Annotated in this window: 19 protein-coding genes and 1 tRNA gene; 7 read left to right on the forward strand and 13 right to left on the reverse strand. The window is 66.2% G+C overall.

What is annotated here, in order from left to right; all coding sequences use genetic code 11:
* From IE122_RS12270 to IE122_RS12285, 4 genes are all read right to left on the reverse strand, one after another.
* Nucleotides 1-1521 (reverse strand): XrtA system polysaccharide chain length determinant, encoded by a 1521-nt coding sequence (locus IE122_RS12270; RefSeq protein WP_189621468.1) that lies wholly within the window; start codon nt 1519-1521, stop codon nt 1-3.
* A gap of 22 nt (nt 1522-1543) precedes the next feature.
* Nucleotides 1544-2191: an XrtA/PEP-CTERM system exopolysaccharide export protein gene (locus tag IE122_RS12275; RefSeq protein WP_189621469.1), complete on the reverse strand. Its 648-nt coding sequence runs from the start codon at nt 2189-2191 to the stop codon at nt 1544-1546.
* A 177-nt stretch (nt 2192-2368) separates the two neighbouring features.
* Nucleotides 2369-3595 (reverse strand): pyridoxal-dependent decarboxylase, exosortase A system-associated, encoded by a 1227-nt coding sequence (locus IE122_RS12280; RefSeq protein WP_189621470.1) that lies wholly within the window; start codon nt 3593-3595, stop codon nt 2369-2371.
* Nucleotides 3592-5118, reverse strand: coding sequence for an acyl-CoA ligase (AMP-forming), exosortase A system-associated (locus IE122_RS12285; protein WP_189621471.1), 1527 nt, complete (start codon nt 5116-5118; stop codon nt 3592-3594). The genes IE122_RS12280 and IE122_RS12285 overlap by 4 nt, the downstream gene beginning before the upstream one ends.
* A 35-nt stretch (nt 5119-5153) precedes the next feature.
* Between IE122_RS12285 and IE122_RS12290 the strand changes: the two genes are divergently transcribed.
* From IE122_RS12290 to IE122_RS12305, 4 genes are read left to right on the forward strand one after another with little or no spacing between them, the layout of a single operon-like run.
* Nucleotides 5154-6167, forward strand: coding sequence for a GNAT family N-acetyltransferase (locus tag IE122_RS12290; protein ID WP_189621472.1), 1014 nt, complete (start codon nt 5154-5156; stop codon nt 6165-6167).
* 39 nt (nt 6168-6206) lie between these two features.
* A complete protein-coding gene (locus IE122_RS12295; protein ID WP_189621473.1) occupies nt 6207-6488 on the forward strand; it encodes an acyl carrier protein in 282 nt (93 codons plus the stop codon).
* A 3-nt stretch (nt 6489-6491) separates the two neighbouring features.
* Nucleotides 6492-7166, forward strand: a complete 675-nt coding sequence (locus IE122_RS12300) for an alpha/beta hydrolase family protein (RefSeq protein ID WP_189621474.1) — start codon at nt 6492-6494, stop codon at nt 7164-7166.
* A complete protein-coding gene (locus IE122_RS12305) occupies nt 7163-7948 on the forward strand; it encodes a hydrolase 1, exosortase A system-associated (RefSeq protein WP_189621475.1) in 786 nt (261 codons plus the stop codon). The genes IE122_RS12300 and IE122_RS12305 overlap by 4 nt, the downstream gene beginning before the upstream one ends.
* 148 nt (nt 7949-8096) lie before the next feature.
* On the opposite strand, the gene trxB is transcribed toward IE122_RS12305, so the two are convergent.
* Nucleotides 8097-9068, reverse strand: a complete 972-nt coding sequence (gene trxB / locus IE122_RS12310) for a thioredoxin-disulfide reductase (protein ID WP_189621476.1) — start codon at nt 9066-9068, stop codon at nt 8097-8099.
* A 190-nt stretch (nt 9069-9258) separates the two neighbouring features.
* Between trxB and IE122_RS12315 the strand changes: the two genes are divergently transcribed.
* A complete protein-coding gene (locus tag IE122_RS12315) occupies nt 9259-10137 on the forward strand; it encodes an alpha/beta fold hydrolase (RefSeq protein ID WP_189621477.1) in 879 nt (292 codons plus the stop codon).
* A 21-nt stretch (nt 10138-10158) separates the two neighbouring features.
* On the opposite strand, the gene IE122_RS12320 is transcribed toward IE122_RS12315, so the two are convergent.
* From IE122_RS12320 to IE122_RS12335, 4 genes are all read right to left on the reverse strand, one after another.
* Nucleotides 10159-10350, reverse strand: a complete 192-nt coding sequence (locus IE122_RS12320; protein WP_189621478.1) for a hypothetical protein — start codon at nt 10348-10350, stop codon at nt 10159-10161.
* 153 nt (nt 10351-10503) lie between these two features.
* Nucleotides 10504-10707 carry a hypothetical protein gene (locus IE122_RS12325; RefSeq protein ID WP_189621479.1) on the reverse strand — a complete coding sequence of 68 codons (204 nt, stop codon included), beginning with the start codon at nt 10705-10707 and terminating at the stop codon, nt 10504-10506.
* Nucleotides 10708-11317: 610 nt separating this feature from the next.
* Nucleotides 11318-11394 (reverse strand) — tRNA-Arg (locus IE122_RS12330).
* A 37-nt stretch (nt 11395-11431) separates the two neighbouring features.
* Nucleotides 11432-11932, reverse strand: a complete 501-nt coding sequence (locus IE122_RS12335) for an NUDIX domain-containing protein (RefSeq protein ID WP_189621480.1) — start codon at nt 11930-11932, stop codon at nt 11432-11434.
* A 71-nt stretch (nt 11933-12003) separates the two neighbouring features.
* On the opposite strand from IE122_RS12335, the gene IE122_RS12340 reads away from it, so the two are divergent.
* Both IE122_RS12340 and IE122_RS12345 read left to right on the forward strand, forming a co-directional pair.
* On the forward strand, nt 12004-12201 hold the full coding sequence (locus IE122_RS12340) for a Flp family type IVb pilin (protein ID WP_189621481.1): 198 nt from the start codon (nt 12004-12006) through the stop codon (nt 12199-12201).
* A gap of 110 nt (nt 12202-12311) precedes the next feature.
* Nucleotides 12312-12488, forward strand: a complete 177-nt coding sequence (locus IE122_RS12345; RefSeq protein WP_189621482.1) for a Flp family type IVb pilin — start codon at nt 12312-12314, stop codon at nt 12486-12488.
* 123 nt (nt 12489-12611) lie between these two features.
* On the opposite strand, the gene IE122_RS12350 is transcribed toward IE122_RS12345, so the two are convergent.
* The 4 genes from IE122_RS12350 to IE122_RS12365 all read right to left on the reverse strand — a co-directional run bounded on the left by IE122_RS12350 (nt 12612) and on the right by IE122_RS12365 (nt 17155).
* Nucleotides 12612-14114: a M48 family metalloprotease gene (locus IE122_RS12350; protein ID WP_189621483.1), complete on the reverse strand. Its 1503-nt coding sequence runs from the start codon at nt 14112-14114 to the stop codon at nt 12612-12614.
* A gap of 74 nt (nt 14115-14188) precedes the next feature.
* A complete protein-coding gene (locus IE122_RS12355; protein WP_268249019.1) occupies nt 14189-15115 on the reverse strand; it encodes a tyrosine recombinase in 927 nt (308 codons plus the stop codon).
* 28 nt (nt 15116-15143) lie between these two features.
* The gene (locus IE122_RS12360; RefSeq protein ID WP_189621484.1) at nt 15144-17012 is read right to left on the reverse strand and encodes a hypothetical protein; all 1869 of its coding nucleotides are present in this window, start codon (nt 17010-17012) and stop codon (nt 15144-15146) included.
* Entirely contained in the window at nt 17009-17155 is a 147-nt protein-coding gene (locus tag IE122_RS12365) for a hypothetical protein (protein WP_189621485.1), read from the reverse strand. Before IE122_RS12365 ends, IE122_RS12360 begins: the two co-directional genes overlap by 4 nt.
* Nucleotides 17156-17162: the final 7 nt, after the last annotated feature.

Consider the following 17162-nt stretch of genomic DNA (forward strand, 5'->3'; position numbering starts at 1 on the left):
TCAGGCCACCATGCCGCGCTGGATGAATTCGACCGCGAGCAGTACGACGAACAGTCCGCCCAGAGCGGCGCTGGCACCGTAGAAATACTTCAGCCGCCGCTGGCGCAGGGCGCGCGCGCTGGCCGTCAGGTTCTGCGAAATCGCGCCCAGAACCGGCAGGCCCGTCGCCCGCTCCAGCCCGGCCGTAGTGGCGAAGACCGACCGCACCCGGCTGAGGGCAAAGGCACCGGCGCAACCGCCGACCACGCCGACCAGCAACACGCCGAACAGCAGCACCGGCCGGTTGGGCGCGGTGGGCGCGCGCGGTGTCGTCGGCGGATCGACCACCTCGAACTTCACCGCCTCGCGCTCGGTCTTCACCTCGCCACGCAGGCGCAGTTCCTCGCGGTCCTGCAGCAGCTTGTCGTACTGGCTGCGCAGCACGTCATAATCGCGGTTGATGCGCTGGGCCTCGGCAGCCAGTTGCGGATCGGAGATCATCGACGTGGTGAGGGAAGCGATGTCCGACTGCATCGCCGCCTTGCGCGACGTCAGCGCCTGGACATTGGCTTCGCGATCGGCGCGGATGGAGACCAGCGAACTGTAGGCCGGGTTCGGCATGCCGCCGCCGCTGGCCTGTTCGCGCGCCGCCGGGCCGCGTAGGGCATTGACCTGGTTCTGCGCCGCGATCACGTCGGGATGGCTATCGGTCAGCCCCCGCGCCTTGAGCCCGCCAAGCGCCATTTCCGCCTGCGCCAGCGATGCCGAGGCGCTGCCGGCCTGGCCGCCGGGCATGGTCTTGGGGGTGCCGCCGATCTGACCGTCGATCGCCGCCAGCGCGCTTTGCGCCGCGATCAGGTCAGCGTCGATATCCCGCAGCGACGCGCGCGAGGTTTCCAGCCGCTGCGAAATCGCCGCTCCGCCCTGAGCCAGTTCGGGATGCTGGGATTCGAATGTGTTGCGCTTGTTCTCGGCCGATTCCAGCTCCTTCTCGCGCGTGGCGAGCTGCTGGTTCACGAATTCCAGCGTCTCGACCATGTCACCGCGGTTGCCGGAGAGGTTCTCCTCGCGGAAGATGTCGATCAGCTTCTGCGCCACATCCTGCGCCAGCTTGGCGTTTTCCGCGTCCGAGAAGCTGGCGTTGTTGGCAGTGGCGGTGATCTCGAACAGGTTGTCCTGCTGGCTGACGACCTTGACGTTATCGCCGAGCTTGAGAACCGCAGCTTCCATCTGCTTGGGGTCTTCGATGGTATCGCCCAGCCGGGTCGCGCGGACGACCTTTTCCAGATTGACCGCGCTGGTCAGGGTCTGGCGGATCCGCTCGATATCGCGCTTCTTGTCGGCAATGCCGATGCCGACCTGCTCGGCCAGCGCATCGTCAAGCTGGATGAATATCCGCGCCTTGGATTCGTAGCTGTTGGGGATCAGCGCCACCACCAGCCAGCCCAGCAGGCAGATCGCCCAGGCAATGCCGAGGGCCAGCCACCGCCGGTGCCAGACGCTGTGGATCGCCGCCAGCAGTTCTTCGTAGAGGGTATTCATCGCGTGGGTGTGCCCTCTGCCGTCAGAACATGCTTTCGGGGATGATGATCACATCGCCCGGGCTCAGCATGACGTTCGCCTTGCTGTCGCCCTTCTTGAGGAGGTCGCCCAGGCGCAGCGCGTATTCCTTCTGCTTGCCGCTTGCCTTGTCGAAGCGGACCAGCCGGGCCTTGTTGCCCGCCGCATATTCCGACAGGCCGCCCACCGCGATCATCGCGTCGAGGACGGTCATGTTGGCGCGGTAAGGAATGGAAGCCGGCTTCTCGGTCGCCCCGACGACGCGGATCTGCTGGCTGTACGTGCCGGCGAAACCGTTGACGATGACGGACACGAGCGGGTCCTCGATGTACTGGGAAAGCTGCAGGCGAATATCTTCTGCCAGCATCGCCGGGGTCTTGCCCACCGCCGGCATGTCGGAAATCAGCGGCGTGGTGATGCGCCCGTCCGGGCGGACCTGAACCTTGGCCCCCAGTTCGGGATTGCGCCACACGAAGATCGTCAGATCGTCGAGCGGGCCGATCACGTATTCCTCGCCGGGGCCTTCCTGCATCGACACGAACGAAGCGGGCGGAAGCTCTGGCCCCGAAGCGGTGGAACAGCCGGCAAGCGCCACGCTCGCAAGGGCCGTTCCAGCCAGCAAACGGGTCAGGCGGTGGGGTCGAAATGACACGGTCCGGGGCTCTTTCCTGGTTGGCCCGGCCCCCGCATCGCGATCTTCACGCGCGGGGTCCTGGCAAAATCCAAGTCGAGCTATCGGAAAAAAGGGTGAATATTGCGTTAGCCTTGGGCCATCAAATCGATCGCGTTCCCGTTTCGGGACAGCGGCCGGGGCAAAGCGTTAATACCGCTAAACCAGCAGTTCCAGCGCCGGCCCCTGCCCCAGGAATGCCATCGGGCTGGCACTGGCTCCATAGGCCCCGGCGCAGAACACCGCCACCAGATCGCCCACCTCGGCGCGCGGAAAACCGCCCTTGTCGGCCAGCTTGTCCAGCGGGGTGCACAGGCAACCAACGATGCTCGCCTCTTCCTCCACCTCCGCCCCGAAGCGGGTGGCGATGGCGCTGGGATAGTTGCGGCGCACCACCGTGCCGAAGTTGCCGGATGCCGCAAGCTGGTGGTGCATGCCGCCATCCGTTATCAGGAAAACTTCGCCATGGCTGACTTTGCGATCTACTACCCGCGTCAGATAAACCCCTAATTCTCCTACCAGATAACGGCCAAGTTCGATGCAGAACGCGGTGTCCTGCAACACATCGGGCAACCGCTCGAACCGTTCGGCGAGACGGGCCCCGACGAAATCGAGATCAAGCGGCGCTTCTCCGGGGAAGTACGGAATCCCGAAACCGCCGCCCAGGTTGCAATGGACCAGCGGCAGTCCGCATTCGTCGGCCAGCCGCGCGGCCAGCTCCAGCGTCTGCCCCTGCGTTTCGGCAATCGCGGCCGCGTCCAGCGCCTGGCTGCCGGCGAATATGTGAAAGCCGCGCCATTCCGCCCCGGCCGCAGCGATTTCGCGGGCGAGCGCGGGCACTCGCTCGGCATCCAGCCCGAACGGCTTGGCACCGCCGCCCATCTTCATGCCCGATCCCTTGAGATCGAAATCCGGATTGACGCGGATTGCCAGGCGCGGGACCACGCCCAGCCGCTCGCCCAGCGCCAGCGCGCGCCGCGCCTCGTTTTCGGATTCGAGGTTGAGCGTTACCCCGGCAACGATCGCCGCTTCGAGTTCGGCATCGCGCTTGCCAGGCCCGGCAAAGCTGACAAGGCGCGGATCGATCCCGGCCTTGGCGGTGATCGCCAGTTCGCCGCCCGAAGCGATATCGAAGCCATCGACCAGCCCCGCCATCAGTTCCAGCAGCGGCACGAAGGGGTTGGCCTTCACGGCATAGTGCAACGCCAGACGCGGCGGCAGCGCCGCCCGCAGCCGCGCCACCTGCGCGCGCAGCCGATCGGCTGCATAGAGGAAGAGCGGCGTGCCCCCGGCTTCCTCCACCCACTGCGTCACCGGTCTCCCGCCGACCACCAATACGCCGTCGCGCGCTTCGAAACCGGCAGGGATCGGGCCCAGCGGCTTCACGCGACCAGCTCCGCCAGCAGGCCGGCGCGGTCGATCTTGCCGTTCGGGCCAGTCGGCATCGCGGCGCGCCAGTGGATCGCCTTGGGCTGCATGAAGTTGGGAAGTTCCTGCATCAATCGTCCTGGCAGCGCCGTTTCGGCATCGTCGGCATCGGCGCTGGCGCGCACGACAAGGTGAATCGCGTGGCCCAGCCGCGCATCGGGCACGCCCAGCGCCACCGCCTCGGCGACGAGGCCGGTCGCCAGCGCGGCCTCCTCCACCTCTTGCGGGCTGACGCGGTTGCCCGCCGTCTTGATCATCGCATCGCGGCGGCCGACGAAATAGAGCAGCCCTTGCGCATCGCGCCGGACCCGATCGCCGGACCACACGGCGGTCCCGCCATAAGTGGACGCCGCCGGGGCGGGCCGGAACCGCTCGGCGGTGCGCGCGGCATCGCGCCAGTACCCTTGCGCCACCAGCGGGCCGCAGTGAACCAGTTCGCCCTCCGCGCCGTCAGCCGCCACCGCCCCGGCATCGTCGATGACCAGGATCTCGGCATGGGGGATAGCCTTGCCCATCGATGTCGGATGGCTGTCGACCAGCGCGGGATCGAGATAGGTCGATCGGAATGCCTCGGTCAGCCCGTACATCGGGAACAGCCGCGCCTGAGGAAACAGTGCCCGCAGCCGCCGTACCAGATCGACCGTCAGCGCGCCGCCGCTGTTGGTCAGGCGGCGCAGATGGGCGGCGGTCTCGGCCGGCCACTCAAGCTCGGCAAGCTGGACCCAAAGCGGCGGCACCGCCGCCAGCGTGGTTATGCCATGACGCGCAACCGCCTTTACCACATCACGCGCCAGCAGATAGTCGAGCGGGACAACGCAGCCGCCGGCATGCCAGGTGCTGAAAAGCTGATTCTGCCCATAATCGAACGATAGCGGCAGCACCGCCAGCGTCCGGTCGCTGGCATCCATGCCAAGATATTGCGCCACGCTGTGCGCCCCCAGCACCATATTGGCATGGCTGAGCATGACCCCCTTGGGCCTGCCGGTGGAGCCGCTGGTGTAAAGGATCGCCGCCAGTTCATCCGCCCCGCCATCGCCCGGCGGCAACGCGACCCCGGCTGCGGACGCGGCTTCCCACGCCGCGTTCTCCTCGATCACCAAACAGTCTGCGGGCACATCGCCCTCACCCAGCGAGGCCAGCCGCGCCGCGTTGCCGATCAGCAGCGCCGCGCCGCTATCAGCCAGAATATGCGCTACCTGCGCGTGCTTGAGCAGCGGGTTGACGGGAACATGGACCAGCCCCGCCCGCGCAGCCGCCAGCGGCATCAGGCAAGTCAGCTCGCCCTTCGCCGCCCAGCTCGCCACCCGGCCGCCGCGCTCGGGCACCATCCCGCGCAGCCAGCCCGCCAGCAGGCCGACACGCGATCTTAAGTCCTTGTAGCTAAGCGTGCGATCACGCAGCACCAGCGCGTCGGCATCATCTTCGCCGCGCAGGGCAAGATGATCGAGCGGCAGGATCGGGTTTTCGGTCTGGCCGCGCATGACGGACGAAAGGCTCCGAGAGGTTCAGGAATACCGTGATTGCCATCGCATACACTCGCGACCTTAAGGAAGTCCAATCGGACGCGCTGCTCGGCCCGCTGCTCTCGGCCGACCGGCAGCGCGCGCCATTCGACCGGCTGGCGTGGTGGCAGGCGCTGGAACAGCATTGCGGCCTGGCCCCGCTGATGGCGATCGCGCGCGATGGCGACGATGCTGCGGTGCTGCCCTTGACGCTGGGCAAGGACGGGCCACGGGCGCTGGCCAACTGGTACACCTTCCGGTTCCGCCCGATCCTGACCGACGGACATGCCGCCCCGGCGTTGCTCGCCGCCCTCGCCCGCGATCTGGCGGGGGCGCATGCGCGGATCGTCCTCTCCGGGCTGCCTGACGAGGATGGCAGCGCCACGCTGGTGGAACGCGCGTTCCGCGCCGCCGGCTGGCTGGGCATCCGCGCCGAGTGCGACACCAACCATGTTCTGGCCCTCCAGGGCCGCGATTATCAGACCTATCTTTCCGGCCGTCCCGGCCCCTTGCGCACCACCCTCAAGCGCAAGAGCGGCAAGGTCGATGTGCGCGTGCTGACCCACTTCGATCCTGCCATCTGGGCCGCTTACGAAGATATCTATGCCGAAAGCTGGAAGCCCGAAGAAGGCAGCCCGGCATTCCTGCGCGCCTTTGCGGAGGCCGAAGGCGCGGCCGGACGGCTGCGACTGGGCATCGCCCACGTGGGGGGAGAGCCTGTCGCGGCGCAGATGTGGACGGTGGAGGGCGGCACTGCCTTCATCCACAAGCTTGCCCACCGCGAAAGCGCCAAAGGTGTCTCGCCCGGCTCCGTGCTCAGCGCGGCGCTGTTCCGCCATGTCATCGATGTTGATCTGGTATCGGGAATCGATTTCGGCACCGGCGACAATCCCTACAAGCGCGACTGGATGGAACTGGTGCGCCCACGCTACAGCCTGACGCTGATCCGTCCCGCTGCCCCGCGAAATTGGCCGTTTCTGGCAAAATTCGCCTTGCGACGCCTTGCCCGATGGGCGAAGCGGGGCTAGAGCCCAGCCCTTTCGTTAACAAGCCGACATCCGGGGGCCATGTCCGATACCGTAACCGATCAGTTGCTGCGTGGCATTCTGGCCAGCGTGCTCGGCCTGGCACCGGACCGGGTGGCCGGCTTCGACGCGCAGACCGGCCTGTTCGGCCATCTGCCTGAACTGGATTCGATGGCCGTCGCCGGTCTGCTGACCGAACTGGAAGACCGGCTGGACATCGTCATCGATGATGACGAGATCGATGGCGAGATGCTGGAAACCTATGGCGGCCTGCTCGCCTTCGCGATCCGCAAGCGCGAAGGCACGGCCTCTACCGGAGCCTGAAGCGTGGTCCCGGCTACATGGCCTTGCCCCCTGCCGGGCGGCGGCCAGGCCCGGGAGTATGCGCTGATCTTCGATCACGGGCGGGAAACGCGCCTGCTGATCGTCCCTGCCCTGTTCGATGAAGGCAACCGCCTGCGCCGGCTGACCGTCGATGTCATGCGCCGGCTCGACGGGGCCGGCATCGATTGCGTGCTGCCCGATCTGCCCGGCTGCAACGAAAGCCTGCAGCCACTCGAATTCCAGGACACCGCCGACTGGCTTGACGCCATGGTCGCCGCCGCGCGTCACTTCGGTGCCACCCATGCGCTGGGCATTCGCGGCGGCTGCCTGTTCACGCCGGGCCACCTGCCCGGCTGGCACTATGCCCCGGTCAAGGGCAGCGCGATCCTGCGCCAGATGCTGCGCGCCCGGGTCCTGTCCGCGCGCGAAGCCGGCCGCGAGGAGGATCGTGACAGTCTGGACGCCTTGGCGCATGAGGACGGGATCGTGCTGGCCGGCTATCCGCTCGGCCGCGACTTCTACATGCAGTTCGCGACGATGGCCCCGCAGGCCGACGCCACCGTGATCGCGCAGGACGATATCGGCGGTTCCGGCCTGTGGCTGCGTGCCGAGCCGGGCGAAAATCCCAAGCAGGCCGATGCGCTGGCGGCAACGCTCGCGATCGGACTGAACGCATGACCCGCCACCACTTCGCCTTCGACTGCGCCGGCGCGCGGCTGATCGGCACTCTGGATGAAGCGCCGGGATCAACCGGCCTGCTGATCGTCAGCGGCGGCAACGAAGTGCGCGCCGGAGCCTGGAACGGCCAGGCCCTGCTGGCCGCCGAGATCGCCATGCAGGGCTATCCGGTGATGCGCTTCGACCGGCGCGGTGTGGGCGATAGCGAAGGCGTGAACGCGGAGTTCCGTTCAAGCGGCCCGGACATCGCCGCCGCCCTCACCGCTTTTCACGAACGCTGCCCGTGGCTGTCGCGCGTCGTCGGCTTCGGCAACTGCGATGCTGCCAGCGCGCTGATGCTGGCGCGCGGCGCGGAGTGCGATGCGCTGGTGCTGGGCAATCCCTGGACGATCGAGAACGACAACGAAGCCGCCCCGGCTGAAGTGGTGCGCGATCATTACCGCCGTCGACTGGCCGATCCCGCCGCGATCCGCCGCTTGCTGACGGGCAAGGTCTCGCTGGTCAAGCTCGCCCGCAGCCTGTTCGCCGCCGCCCGCCCGGCCCCGCCGCAAAGCGTAAGGCCAACGGGGCTGGCCGGCGAGATATCCGACGGCTTGCAGGGTTTCGATGGCTCGGTGCGTTTCCTCATCGCCGGGCGCGACCGTACCGGCCTTGCCTTCCTGTCACGCTGGAACCGGAACGATCCCCGCCTGCGCACCTGCCCGCAAGCCTCGCACAGCTTCGTCGAGGACGAGGCGCAGGACTGGTTGGTCAGCCAGGTGCTGGAAGTGCTGGAAGGTTAGGCGTCCTCCTCCTTGGGGGAGGGGGACCATGCGCAGCATGGTGGAGGGGCACAGGCGGTTTACGGAACGCCCGTCTGCAGCCGTACCGTAACACGAAGGTGCCCCTCCACCACCCTGCGGGTGGTTCCCCTCCCCGTTTCGCGGAGGATCAGGCTGCGACTTCCGCTTTCAGCCGCTCGAACTCGCGCTCTGCCAGATAGCGTTCGGCATCGAGGGCGGCCATGCAGCCCGCACCGGCGGCGGTGATGGCCTGGCGGTAGACGTGGTCCGATACGTCTCCGGCGGCATAGACCCCCGGGATCGCCGTCTTGGGCGTGCCCGCTTCCACCAGCAGATAGCCGGTATCGTCCATCGCCAGCTTGCCCTTGAACAGCTCCGTCGCCGGGGCGTGGCCGATGGCGACGAAAGCGCCGTCCGTGACGATCTCGCTCTGCTCGCCGGTCACCGTATCGGTCAGCGCCAGCGCGCGCAGCTCACCATTTTCGCCCGGCATGAAGCGATCGACCTTCTTGTTCCAGATCACCGATATCTTCGGATTGGCGAACAGCCGGTCCTGAAGGATCTTTTCCGAACGCAGACTGTCGCGGCGGTGGATCAGGGTCACGTCGTCGGAGTGGTTGGTGAGGTAGAGCGCTTCCTCGACCGCAGTGTTGCCGCCGCCGATAACGACCACCTTCTTGCCGCGATAGAAGAACCCGTCGCAGGTGGCGCAGGCGGACACGCCCTTGCCGGACAGTTCCTGCTCGCCGGGAACGCCCAGCCAGCGCGCTTGCGCACCGGTGGCAATCACCAGCGTCTCACCCTCATAAGTATCGCCGCTATCGCCGGTGGCGACGAATGTCGGGCCCGAGAGATCGACCGAGGTGATGATGTCATACATCATCCGCGTGCCGACATGGACGGCCTGCGCCTCCATCTCCTGCATCAGCCAGGGGCCCTGGATCACCTCGCGAAAGCCGGGATAATTCTCGACATCGGTGGTGATGGTCAACTGGCCGCCGGGCTGGAGGCCCTGCACCACGATCGGCTCCATCCCCGCGCGCGCTCCGTAAATGGCGGCGGAAAGACCGGCGGGTCCCGATCCGATGATGAGCATGCGGGTCTTGTGTGCTGTGGCCAAGGGAAGTGCCTTCTTCGCTTCTTCGGATTTCGTCCGGCGAGATAGGGTATGAAGGGGGCTTTTGCCAAGCACGGCGACGGCATCGATTTCGTTCACACCCGGCAATCCGGGCTTTATCCCCATGCCGGTTCCAGGGCGCTCGGCAGGCTGCGCATTGATTTTCCGGTCAGGCCGCTCCAAGTGGTCCGCCATGAGCACCATTCCCGGCCCGACCTCGAACCGTTTCATGTCGCAGCGTTTGCGGCTCAACTATGCGGAATGGGGCGATCGCGATGCGCCTTTGCTGATCCTCCAGCACGGCGGGCAGGATCACTGCCGCAGTTGGGACTGGGTGGCCCGCGAGCTGATGCAGGACTGGCGGATCATCTGCCCGGACCTGCGCGGCCATGGCGACAGCGAATGGTCGCCCGAAGGCTATTATGGGTTTGACGCCTATGTTTATGATTTTGCGCAGCTGGTCCATACGCTGGGGCGCGAGCAGGTGACGATCATCGGCCATTCGCTGGGAGGCAATGTGGCCACGCGGTTTACCGGGCTTTATCCGGACAAAGTGCGCAAGTTCGTCAACATCGAAGGGCTGGGCCCGGTTGAAAGCATACTGCCCGACAAGGGCAAGGGTACTCCGGCCGAGCGCCTGCGCGCGTGGATCACGGCCAAGCGCGACACGGCCGGCCGCATGCCCAAGCGCTACACCTCGCTCACCGACGCCTGCGCGCGGATGAAGGAGGTCAACGGCTTCCTGACGCTCGAAAAGGCACGCCACCTGACCGTTCACGGCACCACTCGCAACGAGGACGGAACCTGGAGCTGGAAGTACGACAACTACCTGCATGTCTGGCCGACGACGAGCCTGACGCCCGAGCTGCTGAATGAAATCTGGACTGCAATCACCTGCCCGCTACTGCTCCTCTACGGCAAGGACAGTTTCGCCACCAGCCCGGCAATCGACGGCCGGCTGGAACGCCTCCCTACCGCGCGGCTGATCGAATACGAAAACGCCGGGCACTGGCTGCATCACGACCAGTTCGATCGATTTATGGCTGACGTGAAAGCATTTCTGGCGGAATAGGCCACTGTTGCGCGGACACAGTCAGCGCGCAGTCGCCTCGGCAACGTGAGACGATACCTGCGGGAATCGCGAAAAGGGTTCGGCAAAAGCGGCGACAGCCGCGACGACACCAAGGATCACGGCGGGAATGACCAGCACGGTCATCGCCGAGCGACCAGTAGCGCCGAACTCGTCGTCCTCTCGATCAATTTGAGGGAAATCCTGCCGGTCCATGCAATCGGAACCAGGCATCACCCGCAGTGTTCCCAAGCGCCCCGATGACCGTAGCGGCTCACAGCAAGCAAGCCACGCTCCGGCGGTCAGATGCCCTTGCCGTGCGATAACCCCGCCCTGAGACGCTGCATGCCAACGCCGGGAACGGGCGTATCAGGAAAGAAGGAAATATCCCAGCGCCGCCCAGCAGGCGAGACATAGCGCGATGGCGACGACCAGACCGCGCGAATCGTGCTCCTCCCCGCTTTCGGCAGACCGATGCGCAGCATAGACGCGCGGCGCGGACATCCCGCCCGCCACGGTGTACCGGCTTGCGCCCCGGTTCATTCCAACAACATTGTCTTCAGCGACCTTCATCGAACCACATCCTACTCGCATGCGGGACCCGGCGACTGGCGAACGGACCCCACGACCTGTTCTGTTTTTATGGTCGGCAAGGTGCTGCCCTTGCCGCTGCGTTCTTCTCCGCAGCACATTTGTAACATGAACTGTCATTTTATCCTAGACTGCGGAAAAACTTTCCCAAAGTTACGCACATGCCTCTGAAGAATCGTCGCCGATCTACATTTTGGTAATTTTATTACTTTTTTAAGATTTTAAATTTTTCCATTCGCCCATTAATGATGCATTGCAGCATGGCTGGTTTTCAATCGGTTAGGGTCATCATCGCGCGCGCAGCCCTCAATCAGGGCGCAAAAAGTTCTGCATAGCACAACGCCGGCCGCGTGACGTGGCGAGCGCGCATGCGCCGCAGCGATTGATGGCGAAAGGCGCTTTTACCCGTCCGAAAGAACGGTGATTCGCGTGAGGGGGTTTGGCGCGCCTGACCCGTGCAGCGAGTAGCGCCCGCCGCGCAGCCATCGGGACGACCCGCAGTCGTGGCCATGCGAAGCTATGCTCGCAAAACCACCTCCTCGCGCCTGCGAGGTGGCAGGGCCGAAGCCCCATTGCCATGCTTTGAAAAGAATGGCGCGCCCGGAACGATTCGAACGTCCGACCCTCAGATTCGTAGTCTGATGCTCTATCCAGCTGAGCTACGGGCGCGTTGGAGTGGGGCCAATAGAAAGGGATCGAGGCCCCGTCAACGCCTTTCGACACTTGGCGGGAAGAGATTTTTTTCCACCCAGGCAATGAGCGCGGCGGCCAGCGGATAATCGAGTTCGGGCATCGCCAGCGCGGGCACTCGGTGCGGGTCCAGCCAGGCCATCGCCTCGCCTTCATGCAATTGCGGCTCGCCCGTCCACTGCCGCGCGGCATAGAGCAGGATCACCAGCGACCGGGACGAACCGCCTGTGGACGAAGGCACGGTCATGCCGCTGGCGAAGCCGACCGGGCACAGCGCGGCGGGATCGATCGCGATGCCCAGTTCCTCTGCCATTTCGCGCGCGGCGGCCGCCTCGGGGGTTTCCCCGGCTTCCACCTTGCCACCCGGAAATTCCCATAGCCCGCCATGCACGGAACTGTGAGGCCGCTGGTGCATCAGGACATGGCCCTGCCCGTCGATCAGCGCGACGGCCGCCACCAGCAGCGCCGGGGCCACGGGGGGATCGGGATGTGTCGGATATTCTGTCAGTTCAACCATGGCGTTTAGCTTTGAATTAACCGTGACCTGCCACACAGGACCCTATTTTGCGGGCGAGCTGCAAGGACGCCATGACCGGTTTTCGCGAATTCATCAAAACCCTGCGGTCGCTTTTCAACGACAGCACCGCGGCGAGCACAATCGAATACGCGATGATCCTGGGGTTCATCGTGCTGCTGATGTTCATCGCGCTCACCGGCCTTGCCACCGAGGTGACCCAGTTGTGGAACGACATTTCGACAAAAGCAGCAAACGCTGCGGGCCAGTAGACCCACTTAAGCTTTTTTCAACTAATCGCGCCTAATTCTGCAGTTGTCCGGGGGGCCAAAGGGGCAAAACGGATCGGGTACACCAGACTGCTACATCCAGGAGACTGACTATGAAGTTTCTCGCCAAGCTGCGCCGCAACGAAGAAGGCGCCACCGCTATCGAATACGGCCTGATCGCCGCTCTCATCGCCGTTGCCGCGATCGCCGCGATGCAGGGCATGGGCTCGCAGCTCAAGTCCACCTTCGAGAAGACCTCGTCCAACATGGCGTCTGTCAACAACTCGTAAGGTTGAAGCGTCGAACTGATCGACGCAAAGCTAAACGGATGAGGGCGGCAGGTTATCCTGCCGCCCTTTTCGTATGTGCTGATGCCGCATGCGCTTGGCCGATCGCAGTAATAGCTAAATCTATCAGTAAGTTACGATCTTGACGAGCTGCCCCGCCTTCAGCGTGGAGGTGCTGGTCAGCCCGTTCAGCACCAGAAACCGCTCCAGCTTGGCATCGGAGAATGCCATGCGGTTAGCCAGCGACTGGATGGTGTCGCCGGATTTGACAGTCACGACGTCGAGTTGCCGGGGCTTCACGCTGCCGGCTTCGCTGGCCGAAATGCGGTGCAGGCTCTTGAACATGGAGTTGTAGATACCGGCGTTGCCCGCCTGCGTCAGCGCCACGAAGTGGTACGCCTGCCCGCCGCCGAAGTCGTAAGCGAAGACCACGGCATCCATCTGTCCGCTCGAACCCTGCACCCGGGCGACGCCATAGGCGGCGGGAATGCCGTTAACGCTGGCCGATTCGATGCTCGACGGGGTGATCTGCGCCTGCCCGCTGGGGGTGAGCGCGGCAAAAGCAGCGCGAATGTACGAATCGAGGGTGCCGGTCAGCTTGCCACCCGAAAACTGTGCCTTCCCCGATTGCCCGCTGATGGTCACCGCGCTGCTGCCGTTGACCATGAAGAAGCCGTCCGGCGCAGAAAATGCGAATCGCAGCACCGGGTGCGTGAAGTTTCGCCCGTCGACGATGCCCTGCTTGGGGTCATCGCCATAGACCAGCCCGTCGATTCGCGAGAGGAAGGTATCGCGATTGAGCGTACCGGTGGCATTGGCCCCGGCCCGCGTCATCGCCGCGCGCACGCGTGAGGCGGGATCGGGGTGGGTAGAGGCCCATTCGGGCACCTGATTCGACGTGCCGCGAAGTTGCGCTTCCAGCGCATTCTGCCGCGCCAGGCTTTCCAGCACCGTGCTCATCGCGCGCGGATCGTATCCGGCCCGCTTGAGGTAGGTAATTCCCAGATTGTCCGCCTCTTCCTCTTGCGCACGCGAATATTTCAGCGTCAGCAGTTGCGACCCGGTAGAGAAGACCTTCTGGCCCAACTGGCCCAGTTCGTTATTGCCCAGCAGCACTCCGCTCAGGATCGAACCCAGCGCGCCCAGCACCTGGTTACGCTTCGCTGCCGATTCGCGCTTCGCGGCGTGCCGCGCGGCGACATGGCCGACCTCGTGACCGAGGACCCCGGCCAGTTCGGCCTCGTTGTTCATCAGCGCGGTCAACTGGCGAGTCACGTAGACATAGCCGCCGGGGATCGCGAAGGCGTTATTGACCGGCGAATTGAGCAGGGTGACGGTAAAATCGGAACGCGCATTGCCGAGGCCCGACTGAACCGCGATGTTCTGCCCCACAGACGTGACATAGCTCGCCTGGGGGCCGGTTACCGCGCCGCCGAATTCCGCCAGCAGTTGCGGGTGCGCCTTGGCCCCTTCGGCCTTGTCCGTCGCGCTGATCGCGCGCGGTGCGCTTGCCACGCTCTTGGATTTGGCGCTGGCCGTGCCGTCCGCCGCGCAGGCTTGCAGGACCACGGCAACCGCGATGAACGGCAGGCCCACTTGCACCAGCCGCGAACCAATTGCTCTTTTCATATGCATCCCCATTGTCGCCTGTCCCATCAGCAACCTGATATCGTTCTGATTGTTCCGCGTGTTCGGGTTCCGCGTCAACGCCCCGCACGACCGAGCGGGTGACGGGCATTGACCAGTTCGACCAGCCTGGCGCTGTCAACATGGGTGTAGATCTGGGTGGTCGCGATGTCGGCATGGCCCAGCAGGGTCTGCAGCACGCGCAGGTCCGCCCCGCCCTCCAGCAAATGCGTGGCGAAGGCATGGCGCAGGACGTGGGGAGAAACCTGCGCCGGATCGATCCCGGCCCGCACTGCGAGGCCGCGCAGCAACTGGAACAGCCGCACCCGCGTCAGGTGCCCCGCCGCTCCCGATGACGGAAACAGGAAGCGCGGCCCCTTCGCCGCCGCCTTGCCCACGCCGCGCACCGCCAGCCAGCGGGTCAGTGCGGCGCGGGCGCGGGTGCTGACCGGCACCATGCGCTGTTGCCCGCCCTTGCCGGTGACGTGAAGGAACGGCGCGTCGCGGGGGACTGCCGCGATCGGCAGGCTGACCAGCTCGCTCGCCCGAAGACCCGATCCGTACAGCAGTTCCAGCAGAGTAAGGAGCCGGATCGCCTCGCGCGGGGCACCCGCTGCGCTCGCCTCATCCTCGGCGCGCAGCAGCATCCGTTCGACATCGTCGCGCGAAAGGACGCGCGGCAGCGGCCGGCGCGTGCGCGGCCGGGGCAGCGCGGCTGACGGGTCGCCGTCGCGCATCCCCTCATCGACCAGGAAACCATAGAACTGCCGCAACGCAGAACAGCGCCGCGCCAGCGAGGATGCGGCCAGGTCCGACCATGCCGCCGCCAGCCTGCCCACCGCCGCCTCGTCCGCCCCCGCCAGATCGCCCAGCACCGCGCGCGCCGCTTCCAGATCGCGGCGATAGGCGGCAAGCGTGTTGGCAGCGGCTCCGCGTTCGGCGGCGAGCATGGCGAGGAACCGTGCAACAGGATCGTCCGGCCCGGTTTCCGGTCCGTCCGCCACCCGCGTTAGCCCCGGCCGCCTGGGATCATCATGCGCGCGCGACGGCTTCGGCCGCGATCATCCGCGCCTCTGCGCCCAGCCCCACCCGGTTCAGCGCCGAGACGATGTGGAACAGGTAGCGCGGCGTCATGCCGCCCCAATCCCGCCCCTGCATGCCAAAGCCGGCCAGCAGCGCCACACTGGCCTGATCGCCGCGCGCGGCGGCCGAATCGATCGCCTGCGTGAAGCGCGTCGTGCTGTCGAGCTTGAGCGCCATGTCGCTGGAATAGCGCTGGACATCGCCGTCGCCGAGCCGCCCGAGCCCGGCAAGGCCGGCGATCAGGAACGCGCTCTTGCGGCGGTTGCCGCTCTCGTCCGCACCGGCAAACGTATCGATGGCTCCGGTATCGACGGTGCGCGAGGATATCGGCGAGGCCAGCGCCAGCAGCGCCCAGCCCTCGCTCCCGGCGTTGACCACCGGGGCCCAGCGCATCGCATTGGCGTCATAGCCCGCCGCCAGCATCGAGGCGATCAGCGGCGCGGCATTGTCCGCCATGTCCACCGCTGCGGGTATCCGGGCGGCGGCGGCGGCGGTCAGCACCTTGCGGCCGTAGCCGGTGATCGGCCCGCCCGCCCCGGACCACAGCGCCTGCATCGCGGCAAGGCGATCGGCGGGGCTGTTCCCGGCGTAACTGTCACGCAGGGACGTCGCGAGGTCCTGCCAGCTTCCGGTGATGTCCTGCGCGGAATAGATCTGGCTGTAGAGATCGACCATCGCGGCGGTGGACAGCACCCCGGCACCCGCCGCGCGATCGGCGGCAGCGGCGCGGCGCTCCAGCCCCACCATCGGCGCGGTTGCGGTGATGAAATCGTAATCGCGCCCGGCCTTGGCCATCAGGTCCTTGGGCGGTTCGAGCCCCACCCCGATCGCCAGGCCATAACGCCACGGCGTCATGTCTGCCGCCTCTTTCCACTCGATGGTCACCGCGCGGCGCGCCTTGCCCGCTGCGCCTGCGTACTTCTGCGCCAGCAGCGTGTCGATGCGCGGCATCCGCCCGCGAGACTGCATCTTGTCGAGCCTCGACAGCCCCGCCATCGCATTGCCCCGAAACGCCTCGCAGATCGCGCGCGTCGCGTCCCAGCGCACGTCCTGGCTGAATTCGCCGTGGACGGCGGTCACCGGGCACAGGCCGGTGAAATCGGCGGTGCGCTGATAGACGTCGAGCGCCAGCGGGGCATAGACCGGGGTGTAGTTGGCGATATCGACGTCTTGCAGAAGCGCCCGCGCCGCATCGCCCTCGCCCATGCGCAGCAGCAGGCCGACGCGCAGCGCGGCGAACTCGGCCGGGTCCATTCCGGCGGGTGCCTGCAACCGCGAAGCCAGTGCCCGGCGCAGCAGGATATGGCCCCACCGCGATACCAGCGTGCCCTTGTTGAATTGCAGCGCCACCCGCACCAGTGACGGGTTCTGCGCCGCCAGCGACGGTGCCGGCAAGCCGCCCTCGCTCTCGTCAATCAGCCCCACCGTATCGAGCGAACGCTTGGCACCCGGCGGCATGTCGATCTGCGCCCGCGCGCCCAGCAGCGCCTCGAACTCCTGCGGGGTCATCGCCACCAGTTCGGCCAGCGTCGGCACGCGCGAAAGGATGCCGGTCGGCACCGGCGCGGTTGCCACCGTGCTCTCGCCGGGCAGCGTGATGGGGGGCATGCCCGGCAGCGGCTGCACCACCGGGGTAGAGGTCGCCTTGGGCGTGGGCACGCCCGAGGACGCGCGCGGGCCGCTTTGCGCGGCGGGTCCGGCGGGGGCGGCAGGCTCGTCAAAGCCCTTGGGCAGCAGCGATTCGGGGCCGTTCTGCGCCAGCGCCCAGCCCGACGTCAGCACCAGCGCCGCGCCGAGAAACAGATGACGACGCTTCATCGCGGCAACTCCGGCACGGCAACAGTCTGGACGATCCCGGCCACCGGCTGTTCGCCGCCGGCGCGCCACGCCATCACCGCCAGCCCCGCTATCACCAGAACCACCACTGCAGCGACAAGGCCCTTGCGCATTGAAACCGCCACTCGCCTT

Source organism: Novosphingobium colocasiae (assembly GCF_014652555.1).
Taxonomy (GTDB): domain Bacteria; phylum Pseudomonadota; class Alphaproteobacteria; order Sphingomonadales; family Sphingomonadaceae; genus Novosphingobium; species Novosphingobium colocasiae.

Coding starts and splice junctions, on each gene's coding strand:
- IE122_RS12270 (WP_189621468.1), bottom strand. CDS start 1,521: ATGAATACCCTCTACGAAGAACTGCTGGCGGCGATCCACAGCGTCTGG.
- IE122_RS12285 (WP_189621471.1), bottom strand. CDS start 5,118: ATGCGCGGCCAGACCGAAAACCCGATCCTGCCGCTCGATCATCTTGCC.
- IE122_RS12295 (WP_189621473.1), top strand. CDS start 6,207: ATGTCCGATACCGTAACCGATCAGTTGCTGCGTGGCATTCTGGCCAGC.
- IE122_RS12305 (WP_189621475.1), top strand. CDS start 7,163: ATGACCCGCCACCACTTCGCCTTCGACTGCGCCGGCGCGCGGCTGATC.
- IE122_RS12315 (WP_189621477.1), top strand. CDS start 9,259: ATGAGCACCATTCCCGGCCCGACCTCGAACCGTTTCATGTCGCAGCGT.
- IE122_RS12320 (WP_189621478.1), bottom strand. CDS start 10,350: ATGGACCGGCAGGATTTCCCTCAAATTGATCGAGAGGACGACGAGTTC.
- IE122_RS12325 (WP_189621479.1), bottom strand. CDS start 10,707: ATGAAGGTCGCTGAAGACAATGTTGTTGGAATGAACCGGGGCGCAAGC.
- IE122_RS12335 (WP_189621480.1), bottom strand. CDS start 11,932: ATGGTTGAACTGACAGAATATCCGACACATCCCGATCCCCCCGTGGCC.
- IE122_RS12340 (WP_189621481.1), top strand. CDS start 12,004: ATGACCGGTTTTCGCGAATTCATCAAAACCCTGCGGTCGCTTTTCAAC.
- IE122_RS12345 (WP_189621482.1), top strand. CDS start 12,312: ATGAAGTTTCTCGCCAAGCTGCGCCGCAACGAAGAAGGCGCCACCGCT.
- IE122_RS12350 (WP_189621483.1), bottom strand. CDS start 14,114: ATGAAAAGAGCAATTGGTTCGCGGCTGGTGCAAGTGGGCCTGCCGTTC.
- IE122_RS12360 (WP_189621484.1), bottom strand. CDS start 17,012: ATGAAGCGTCGTCATCTGTTTCTCGGCGCGGCGCTGGTGCTGACGTCG.